Origin of the sequence: Fluoribacter gormanii, from assembly GCF_900156395.1 — a bacterium.
GTDB lineage: Bacteria > Pseudomonadota > Gammaproteobacteria > Legionellales > Legionellaceae > Legionella > Legionella gormanii.
The window spans coordinates 98,548-105,566 of sequence record NZ_FTNL01000015.1 but is presented as its reverse complement, the minus strand read 5'-3'; the positions used below and the strand labels follow the sequence as shown (position 1 = coordinate 105,566).

Genomic DNA, 7,019 nt, shown 5'->3' with positions numbered 1-7,019 from the left:
AAATCGATCGCTCTACCGGTGATGAATGAGAATTCCTCTCACTGGCCAACGAGTACATTCCATAGAAATAGACTCTTCACGGATGGATGGGGTTTTTATCTTCCATGTTTGTAGAATTTAAATCTAATCTCTTAACTAGTTCCCAAAATTTTTTTATTTCCTAAGCGTTTTCAGGAGCTTGGGCCTCGATAAATGACAATTCTCGAGATACACTGGATAAAAAAATATTCAGGCATCTTATGATAAAGAAAAATTTTCTAATTTATGGCTCCTATGGATATACCGGTAACTTGATCGCTCAATTAAGCGTACAGCAAGGATTAAAGCCGATATTAGCAGGTAGAGATGAAGAAAAATTAAAGTCACAAGCCGCCGCTTTGAATTTGGAATATAGGGTTTTTGATGTTAATGATCTAGAACAAACTAAAAAAGCGCTGCGCGATCTTATTGCCGTAATCCATTGTGCCGGTCCATTCAAGCATACCTATAAAAATATGGCCTTGGCTTGTCTTGCAGTAAAGACTCATTATTTGGATATCACCGGCGAGGTCATGGTAATAGAAGGACTTATGGCGATGAATGAACGTGCGCTGATGGAAGGGATTATGCTATTACCTGGTTGTGGCTTTGATGTGGTTCCTAGCGACTGTTTGGCTGCTTATTTGAAACGTTGTTTGCCAGATGCAAGTCGATTACTACTGGCTATTGCCGCATTTAATGAAAACGCAGGTTTAAGTATCTCTCATGGTACTGCCAAAACAATGATAGAAGATATTCCTGAAGGAACTCTGATTCGAGATGATGGAACTTTAAAAAAAGTTTCTTTTTGTTGGAAAACTCATTCTTTTGATTTCGGTACCTCAAAGAGGATGCTATGTGCCACGATTTCATGGGGTGACTTGGCGTCAGCATGGTGGTCTACACAAATTCCACATATAGAAACTTATATGGCTTTACCTAGAAAAGTAATTCGATTTAAAAACGTTATTAATTCGTTTAAATGGCTTTTGAGTTGGTCTTTAATTAAAAAGTATATAACGCGTAAAATTACTCAGTTACCTGCCGGGCCTACTGAGGAACAACGAAAGAACTCTGTTGTAACAATCTATGGTGAAGTAGTTAATGATTCAGGAGAAAAAAAAGCTGCCTTAATGACTACGCCAAATGGCTATACACTAACTGCTTTATCTACAGTTATGATTATCCAAAATGTTCTCTCAGGAAATGCTCCAGTTGGTTTTCAAACCCCTTCTAGTGCATATACAGAAGATTTAGTAATGAATATTTCTGAAGTGACTCGAGTTATGGTTCGTTAATTGTTATTATTCCCCGAATTTAGGCTGGATACTAAGTCCATGAATATTTTGGGTATGAAAACTGATTTTTAAAAATATGTAGGGAAAACAAATGAAAATTAAAGAACGACTCATTACTCTAGAAAATGGTATTGAAGATGTTAAGTTAATGCAGTCAGAGTTGGCGGAGAAAGAGGCTCGCTTGCAACTTCTTATAAAGCAAATGGAACAAGAACTCGATCAGTATGAGCAGACCCTAGATTCAGAAGATGCAACAAAAGTGAATAATGGCAAATTGCTAAGTACACATGGCCTCATGAAACAGCCAAATAAAGTAGCGCCTAAAGACTCGATGCCACCGACACCTCCTACTCCATGAATTTAAACCGCTTTATCAGTTAGGAGGATAGGACGGATCTATGCATGGATCTGACTATCTTCCTAATTTATGTGTGCCTATTTGTACGACACTATAATGGAACACCAAAGCTCAAGCTAATCGGTATAATTTAATGGGTTTATCACGATGTTTCAATATGACATTGCCAACCAATTCAGCCTTAAGCTCAGGTAACTTCTTAATTGCATCTTCAGAGATAAGAATACTGGAGTTATATGTTTTATTGAGCTGTTCTATATGAGCCGCTGAATTTACAACATCTCCTATAATTGTATACTCCTGTCTTTTTTTTGTTCCAATAGTGCCTGTTACTGCATAACCAAAATGCAATCCTACTCCTAATTTTAGATCAGGAAGGTTTCCTTTTTTCACTTCTTCTTCAGTACGTTTCATGATCTCCAACGCTGCATTTACTGCATTAGCTACATCATTGCCACTCGACAAAGGAGCGCCAAATACAGCCATAAAGCCGTCACCTAAAAATTTATTGATAATTCCTTTATTATCATGGATGATTTTTACGGTGTATTTAAAAAGATTATTGAGGTAATTAACAACAACAGATGGTTCATTTTGTTCAGTAAAATGAGTGAAATTTCTTATATCTAAAAACATGATACAAACAGGTATATATTCGCTTGAATTGGCATCTTTTGATAGCAATTTGGCTACCACTTCAGGTGAAACATGCTGACCAAAAATATCTTCAATTCTTTCCCGTTCTTTTTGGGCATCAAAAGCTGTATGAAGCTGCTTTTTAATTTGAGTAGTGACAAAACCAGTAGCTACTCCTACGATTAATATCATGACTCCGCGGGCAGCAAAAGCAAACCATGCTACTAAGTAGTAATCAATGTGTTCGATGCTTGTGAAATTTAGAACATAATAGGAAAGTCCCCAATATTCAAGAGCTCCAATTAATCCAGAAAATCGGCAAATCCATTCATTCAGTGTTAATGACGAAAGAATGATGAAAATGAAATAAAGTAAAACAGGTGGCATTAAAAGCACGTACAACGGTGTTTGAAAAGTTGTGGCAATAGTTAGCCCCAATGTTGGAACACTCATTTCAATAAAGGCATTTAAATAACGTAAAACAATAGACAGATTTTTCTTATGATTGATGTGCCAACAAATAACTCTGTGCATCAATAGAAAATAGAGGGCTACACAAGCTAAATAACCTGGCAAAAGTAAGGCTGATATATTCACAATTCGAAAGAAAATTTCGGGGGAATGAATAATAAATATTATCCACATGAAGGATAATAAACTGAAAACAACAGCTAAAATTGTAGTTCTTAATTTTTCAGTTTTTAATATTTCCGCTTCTAACGGCGTTTGAGTCATTGCATCTTATCCATAATCTTTTCTTTTATATTAGATTAAATTTCTAAACAAATTCCTGCGATGAGAATACGCTGAAGGGAGGAACAAAAAATGTAATTAATATAAGACTCTATTATTTTTGAAGTTTTGGATATTGTAGCCGGAGGGCGTGAGACAGAACTCGATTTTAGGGGTATAACAACCTGATTAAGGACTTCATGTCGCATTATCAGGTTACAATACTATAATGATGCCAAATGCTTATCTTTAAGACGCACATAATGTTGTGCTGAATACTCTAACATCTCAAGTTCTTGTTCGGTTAATTTTCTAACTGCTTTAGCTGGATTTCCAAGGTATAGGTAACCACTTTCCAGTACTTTTCCAGGAGCGACTAAAGAACCTGCACCAACCATCACGTGATGGGGGATGTGGACTGCATCTAAAATTAATGCTCCCATGCCAATGAGACAAAAATCATCAATGATACAACCATGTAGTACTGCTTGATGTCCAATGGTGATTCCCTGGCCTAAAATTAACGGCTGTCCCCCTGATGTATAGGGGCCATCATGGGTAACATGCAAAATAGCCCCATCTTGAATACTGCAGGAATTACCTATTTTAATTGAGTTCACATCCCCCCGTAAAACAGCCATGGGCCAAACGGATACATCGTTACCTAGAGATACATCGCCAATGACTACTGATTTGGGATCAATGTAGACTCTTTGGCCTAATGAAGGTGATTTACCTTGAAAACTGCGAATAGCATCATTCATATAATTAAACCATCGTTACAAATTCTTCTGCACTTGTGGGATGAATTGCAACTGTATTATCAAAATCTTTTTTACAGGCACCCATTTTTATTGCCACACCAAAGCCTTGCAGCATTTCATCAGCAGCCAATCCAATGACATGCAAACCAATTATTTTTTCTTCTTTACCGAGAGTAACTAATTTCATCACGGTGGGTATTTTTTGTTTAGCGAATGCTTCAAACATTGGATTAAAACGAGTTTGATAGATTCTAATTTGCTCTTTACCGTATCGTTCAATAGCCTCCTGTTCACTCAGACCGACTGTGCCTATTGGGGGGTGACTGAAGATTACGGTGCTGATATTCTCATAGTCTAGACATGCTTCGGGTTGTTGGCCAAATAGACGATCTGCTAAACGACGGCCTGCAGCGATTGCTACAGGGGTAAGAGCTGGTGCATTGGTCACATCACCTAAGGCATAGATCCCTTGAGTACTGGTGTTTTGAAAAGCATCGACTAAAACCAAACCTTGTTCATCAATGGCAACGTTTACTTTTTCCAGGTTTAACCCAGATGTTCGGGGTTTTCTTCCCGCGGCGGCAATAATGACGTCTATGTCCTGAATAATTGATCCACTGGTACATACAATAGATTTTCTGCCATCACTATGTAAGTTTATTTCTTTTGCTTTATGATTTGTGTGGAGATGAATACCTTGTTGTTGCATGACCTCCATTAAGGTATCACCTAGGACATTATCAAAGCGGGATAAAGGTCGTGTGCCTCTCATTAAGAGATGTGTTTCACTTCCTAGACTGTTTAATACTCCTGCCAGTTCCACTCCGATGTACCCACTACCAATGATTGCTACTTTTTCAGGTTGCTTGGTCAAGGCAAAGAAACCATCCGAATCGATTGCATGCTGAATTCCATGAATCATTGGTAGAGATGGTTCGCCACCTGTTGCAATGATGATATGCTGAGCCTGATATAGTGCGTCATTTACACGGATTGAGTGTACATCGTGAAAAGCACCAGCACCCTGAATCAAAGTGATGTTAAATTGGGTAAAACGGTTTGCATAATTTTCCCTGAGTCGTTCTATATAGGCATTGCGTTTATTAACTAGAGTATTCCAATCAAATGTTGTTGCTGCATGAGAAAAACCATATTCAGGTGCATGATGTATCATTTCATTAATCATGGACGCATTGAACATAATTTTTTTGGGGACACAACCTAAATTGACACAGGTACCACCCAAATAGCTGGGTTCTACTACAGCTACCTTGGCACCATGTTTGGCAGCGCGCACAGCACTTGCGATGCCGCCACTGCCCCCACCAAGTACGATAAGATCAAATTGTTTGTTTTTCATAGACAATTTTTGAAAAATAAGTTTATATTATCAGGAACCGTCCAACCAACCAATATAAAATTCCTAATAAATGTTTGCCTCATTGGGAAGTTTTTCCAGTGTCTTGTTTTTGCTGCCTATATTTTTAAACTGATTTGTATAGATAAGTAGTACAAATACAGCTTTCGATACTGAATTACCTTTTGAAAAATTTGTAATCAATTATTTTGGATCTCTTCCTTGAACATGATCGGGATTAGGTTTAGGAGATTTTGAGTTACAACTGAAACTTATCCTGGTTTTTCTGCAATAGGAACAGATATTTTGGTCAATGATCTTTAATGAGGAGATTAATATGCCAGCATCTGTTATTAAAATTCGTCGTATCGTTGTTTTGGGAGATAGTTTATCGGATAGAAGTACCTTTGATAAACGCATGCTGTTCGGATTTATTCCTTTGGGTGAGCTTTATGAGGTTGGTTTTGACGCGCCTAGAGGGCGTTTTACTAATGGATTTGTTTGGGGTGATTACTATATTACAGCGATTATCGAGCAATTTGAACTAGATGAAGCACGAAGAAAACTTAAACTCGCTCATGATGCTTGGGGAAATGCAGATGTGGCGGATGCTATTTTAACGGATGATTTACACGTACGAAGAAAAAATGAAAAAGCATTTAGTCTGAATAATGACAAACATATTTTATATAAAGGAACCCGGTTTGCCCGATTCTATTGTGAAGCAGGATTGACATCGTATGATTACAAGACACAATTCACTCTTAATCCTAAGGATGAAGTAGCTCGATTAATCGTCGCTCATTTAGAAGAAAAACGAAAACTACTCATCGCAGATGATAAAAAGTATAACATCAGTAACCAAGAAAAAGCGGAAACCTTAATCATTGAGTGGTCTGGTGCTAATGATTTACTTACAGTGAATTCTGAACCTACTTTTCTTGAAGTGGATAATGCAATCGATGCACGAATGGAGAATCTTGAGGTCTTGATTCAACAGGGGTATCGAAATTTTGTTTTGTTGAATCTACCCGATCTGTCTTTAACTCCAAGATTTAAGAATAAAACTATTAAGGAGCAAGAAAATGCTGCAAAGTGCTCGGTGTATTTTAATAAGCGATTGGCAGCTAAGGTACAGCAATTTATTGAAAAATATCAGGACTTAAATACTCCTCTGAATCTTTCGGTTTTTGATGTCAGCACGCAATTTGAAAAAATCTATACTCATTGTGAAGAGTATGGTTTCGATAAAAGTAAGTTAGTCACTCCATATATTGATTCTGAGCAATTTAAACAAAGTCAAAAAAATCCAATGAATCAAAAAGAGCATATTTCACCAGCAGATGGTTATATGTTTTGGGATGATATACATCCTACTATGGATACGCATACTTGGTTAGCAGTACAATTTAAAGAGGCATACAATGCGATTTTTCAATTCATTCCTCCTGAGTCAGTACGAAAATGCTGTAAATCTGCAGAAGATGTCACACCTCAATTTTCATCGGCACCTTATGCCCATTTACCTCCGGATGTAGTAAAAATAATAAATAACCTCCATAGAAGTGCAATCGGCTTGGAACAATCATTTTGTGCATCTCGTCGTGAACGAGGTGAGCTATTAAAGCAGTTTATTTTTAATTTGCAGTGTCAAAGTGGGAATTTACAGGAGATTGATGCTTTTATTAAAAGATTTACTCAAGATGCTGAGAATATGAAAATAATAAAGCGTAATAGTTTACTTTTTGATTTTTTTGCATGTAAGAAAACGATTTATCCAGAAGACTATATTAACGAACTAAGTAGGGTGGTTATAGAAAATATGAGTCATATGCAGCCTGCAATATGATTGGAAT

6 protein-coding genes are annotated in these 7,019 nt (G+C 37.1%); 3 read left to right on the top strand and 3 right to left on the bottom strand.

The window, feature by feature from the left end:
• Positions 1 to 239: 239 nt before the first annotated feature.
• Positions 240 to 1,316, top strand: a complete 1,077-nt coding sequence (locus BW930_RS10680; protein WP_238587828.1) for a saccharopine dehydrogenase family protein — start codon at positions 240 to 242, stop codon at positions 1,314 to 1,316.
• Positions 1,317 to 1,407: 91 nt separating this feature from the next.
• Entirely contained in the window at positions 1,408 to 1,674 is a 267-nt protein-coding gene (locus BW930_RS10675; RefSeq protein WP_058467183.1) for a hypothetical protein, read from the top strand.
• A 111-nt stretch (positions 1,675 to 1,785) separates the two neighbouring features.
• Here the strand turns inward: BW930_RS10675 and BW930_RS10670 are convergent, their stop codons facing one another.
• The 3 genes from BW930_RS10670 to gorA all read right to left on the bottom strand — a co-directional run bounded on the left by BW930_RS10670 (position 1,786) and on the right by gorA (position 5,166).
• A complete protein-coding gene (locus tag BW930_RS10670; protein ID WP_058467182.1) occupies positions 1,786 to 3,045 on the bottom strand; it encodes an adenylate/guanylate cyclase domain-containing protein in 1,260 nt (419 codons plus the stop codon).
• 221 nt (positions 3,046 to 3,266) lie between these two features.
• Positions 3,267 to 3,806, bottom strand: coding sequence for a gamma carbonic anhydrase family protein (locus BW930_RS10665; protein WP_058467181.1), 540 nt, complete (start codon positions 3,804 to 3,806; stop codon positions 3,267 to 3,269).
• 4 nt (positions 3,807 to 3,810) lie between these two features.
• Entirely contained in the window at positions 3,811 to 5,166 is a 1,356-nt protein-coding gene (gorA, locus tag BW930_RS10660; RefSeq protein WP_058467180.1) for a glutathione-disulfide reductase, read from the bottom strand.
• A 334-nt stretch (positions 5,167 to 5,500) separates the two neighbouring features.
• Between gorA and BW930_RS10655 the strand changes: the two genes are divergently transcribed.
• A complete protein-coding gene (locus BW930_RS10655; RefSeq protein WP_058467179.1) occupies positions 5,501 to 7,012 on the top strand; it encodes an SGNH/GDSL hydrolase family protein in 1,512 nt (503 codons plus the stop codon).
• Positions 7,013 to 7,019: the final 7 nt, after the last annotated feature.